Source organism: Ilyobacter sp. (assembly GCF_041583315.1).
Classification (GTDB): Bacteria; Fusobacteriota; Fusobacteriia; order Fusobacteriales; family Fusobacteriaceae; genus Ilyobacter.
Window position 1 is genome coordinate 1 of sequence record NZ_JBFHGC010000409.1, and the last position, 2,656, is coordinate 2,656.

A 2,656-nucleotide genomic window follows, 5' to 3' on the forward strand; every position below is an offset into this window, starting at 1 on the left:
ATACAAAAGACTCAAGATTTTAAAATTAAATGGTGGTGTGGAATGGCAACAGTTTTATATTGACAGCCAGGTCCACAGTCTAATATTAAGATCATTATGACAAAAGTTCTGAATCTCCTATAAGACGTTTTATCGTTGGTTTTGGCAGTGTAACATCATTCTTTTTTTTCTAAATCTTCTAAATACTTTTCATACTAAAATTTAAATTTATCTTCTTCATAATCATCGGCTTGTATTATTAATAACAGTCACCTACAGTCTTTTAAAATTAGCAGTAAAAAACTAACTCAACATTATACTTTAAATACATATATCTTTTTCATTAGTAGGTTACTTTATTTTTATTCAAAATAAAAGTTTTTAAGATTGTTAAAATTAACGTAAAATTGTTTTGTATAAATATATATAAGTGGATTGCTTGACGTGAAATATTCCCATATGTATAATGAAAATAGGGATATAATGGAGGAGGTTTTCTATGAAAAAATTATTAATAGCACTGGTTATATTTGTTGGAGGTATAACTGCAAATGCAGATATTATTTGGGACAGAAATACAACATTGGGAGACATTGTTAAACTAGGTGATGGCACTGAATTTATGAAGGATGAAAAAGTTATGGCTGCAATGTCTGAAATGATTGCAAGGGGCTATTCCAAAGGATATTCTGATGAGTTAATGGGTAGGGATTTACAGTTAAGGTTCTCAAGATTAGGAGAAGATGCAATGATGTACCTATTTTCAAATATTGATGGAGAAATAAATCTTAGTAAAGAAATAATTAAAATGGCAAACAATACATATAGAGATTAAATTAAATATCATAAAAATATTTTTAAAAATTAGTACACTGTGAGGTGTACTTTTTAATTACTGTTAAGTTTATACAATATAAATATATTGTATAAGATATCCCTTACGATAAACTTTCAAAAATGCTTAGCTGGATCAGTCACAAATTTGGAATGGTAAGATTCCGATAAAAAATCAAAGTTATTTAATCAAGTTTCGGAAAGGAAGACTTTGTACTAAGTAGTATACAAAAGGTAATATTTTTTAAATTTATCCGAAGGATAGATAGCTAATATAGCAGATTTAAGGAGGTTTTTATGTTATATAATCGTTTGGAAGCTAGTAAATCTGTATTGAGAAAATTCATTGTAATAACGGAAAACAGATATGATAAACTCATGATAAGACTGAATGAACAATTAAAAAATCCCAAAGAAAGTTTTTACGATGAAGAGATTTGGACTTTTTTATTGGCTTGTGGATATGCTGCTGGTGGGCAAAGTGGTTCAGATTTGTTGATAAGAAAATTATCTAAAAATAAATCTATAAAAGACGGGAAAATATTTATTGAGGGGCTCCCGGTTTCACCTCGAGAAGCAAGGGATGAGGGCAAAACACACGTAGATCTTGCGATCGGAAATATAAAGTTAAGACAAAATACAAAGGGTGGGATTGAATTAGAAGTCAAAGAAAATTCCTTTATAAATTTTTGTGAAGCTAAATGGTATTCTGACATTTCTAAAAGTGTGACCTACGATCAGGCGAGAAATCAACTTATAAGAATAATCGATAATGCAATTTGCTTTCAGAAAGAGGGTAAATATGCTGATAAAATTATGGTTACTCTGATAACCCCTGAAATTTTTAAAAGTAATGTCAGAAAATCCAGATTATATCAATATAAATTTGAGGATTATTTAAATGACAAAAATGAGATTTTGGAAGATTTGGATTTAAATCAAAATCGATTAAAGTTTAGACAAAATAAAAAGTGGAAATATCCTGACAATATCCCTAATAGACTAAAAAACTTAGAACTTAACTGGATTTCTTATGAAAAGAAGACAATATTCTAAAGATTTTAAAATTGGTGCTATAAATCAGGTTCTTCAGGAAGAAAAACCAGTTTCAAAAGTAGCTAAAAGTTTAAATATTTTACCAACTATTTTAAATAGATGGGTATATGAGTACAAAAATAATGGTGAGGTAGCTTTTTACGGGAATGGAAAAAAATTTAAAATAATGATTTTCAGTTGGAGATAATGAAAAATGAAATTTCTGAATTAAAGAAGGAGAACGAAATTTTAAAAAAGTTTCAGGCCTTCTTCATAGATCAAAACAAATAAGATTTGAATTTATAAAACAAAATAAAAACATATTGGATGTGAGAAGGCTATTCGGTATATTGAAGGTATCCAGACAAGGATATTATCACTATTTAAAAAAGAAAAAAAGTAGCAGAACCCTCGAAAACGAAGTTCCGTGTGAAGAAATCAGGAAAAATTTCCATGAAAACAAGGGAATTTATGGAAGTCCTAGTATTGCCTTTTCTTTTTTATCTATAGCCCACTTCTCCTTATTATTGTACAGAGTACCCATAACTATATTCATTTCTTTGCTTATTTCTTTTACTGAGAATTCTTTTTTACCCAAAATCTTTATCTTATTCCTCTCTATAATCTTCGGCATATTATCACCTCTTTAAATCTTATTTTATTGATAACAAATTAAGTTTAAATCACTGATTCTATTGGATTTCTATAATATAAGTTTACCTTAAAAATTATTTGTAATGAACTTTTAATTAAATAAATTTAGCCTGCTTAAATATGTATGGTAAATATAAGATTATAAAAATAAAAA

4 protein-coding genes are annotated in these 2,656 nt (G+C 27.8%); 3 read left to right on the forward strand and 1 reads right to left on the reverse strand.

The window, feature by feature from the left end:
* Window positions 1–478: 478 nt before the first annotated feature.
* From ABZA26_RS12155 to ABZA26_RS12165, 3 genes are all read left to right on the forward strand, one after another.
* Entirely contained in the window at window positions 479–814 is a 336-nt protein-coding gene (locus ABZA26_RS12155) for a hypothetical protein (protein ID WP_372714781.1), read from the forward strand.
* Between the two features lie 296 nt (window positions 815–1,110).
* On the forward strand, window positions 1,111–1,869 hold the full coding sequence (locus ABZA26_RS12160) for a hypothetical protein (protein ID WP_372714782.1): 759 nt from the start codon (window positions 1,111–1,113) through the stop codon (window positions 1,867–1,869).
* Complete coding sequence (locus ABZA26_RS12165; protein WP_372714783.1) at window positions 1,847–2,056, forward strand: transposase; 210 nt, start codon at window positions 1,847–1,849, stop codon at window positions 2,054–2,056. Before ABZA26_RS12160 ends, ABZA26_RS12165 begins: the two co-directional genes overlap by 23 nt.
* Window positions 2,057–2,317: 261 nt before the next feature.
* Here the strand turns inward: ABZA26_RS12165 and ABZA26_RS12170 are convergent, their stop codons facing one another.
* Window positions 2,318–2,482: a hypothetical protein gene (locus ABZA26_RS12170; protein ID WP_372714784.1), complete on the reverse strand. Its 165-nt coding sequence runs from the start codon at window positions 2,480–2,482 to the stop codon at window positions 2,318–2,320.
* Window positions 2,483–2,656: the final 174 nt, after the last annotated feature.

Coding starts and splice junctions, on each gene's coding strand:
- ABZA26_RS12155 (WP_372714781.1), top strand. CDS start 479: ATGAAAAAATTATTAATAGCACTGGTTATATTTGTTGGAGGTATAACT.
- ABZA26_RS12165 (WP_372714783.1), top strand. CDS start 1,847: ATGAAAAGAAGACAATATTCTAAAGATTTTAAAATTGGTGCTATAAAT.
- ABZA26_RS12170 (WP_372714784.1), bottom strand. CDS start 2,482: ATGCCGAAGATTATAGAGAGGAATAAGATAAAGATTTTGGGTAAAAAA.
- ABZA26_RS12160 (WP_372714782.1), top strand. CDS start 1,111: ATGTTATATAATCGTTTGGAAGCTAGTAAATCTGTATTGAGAAAATTC.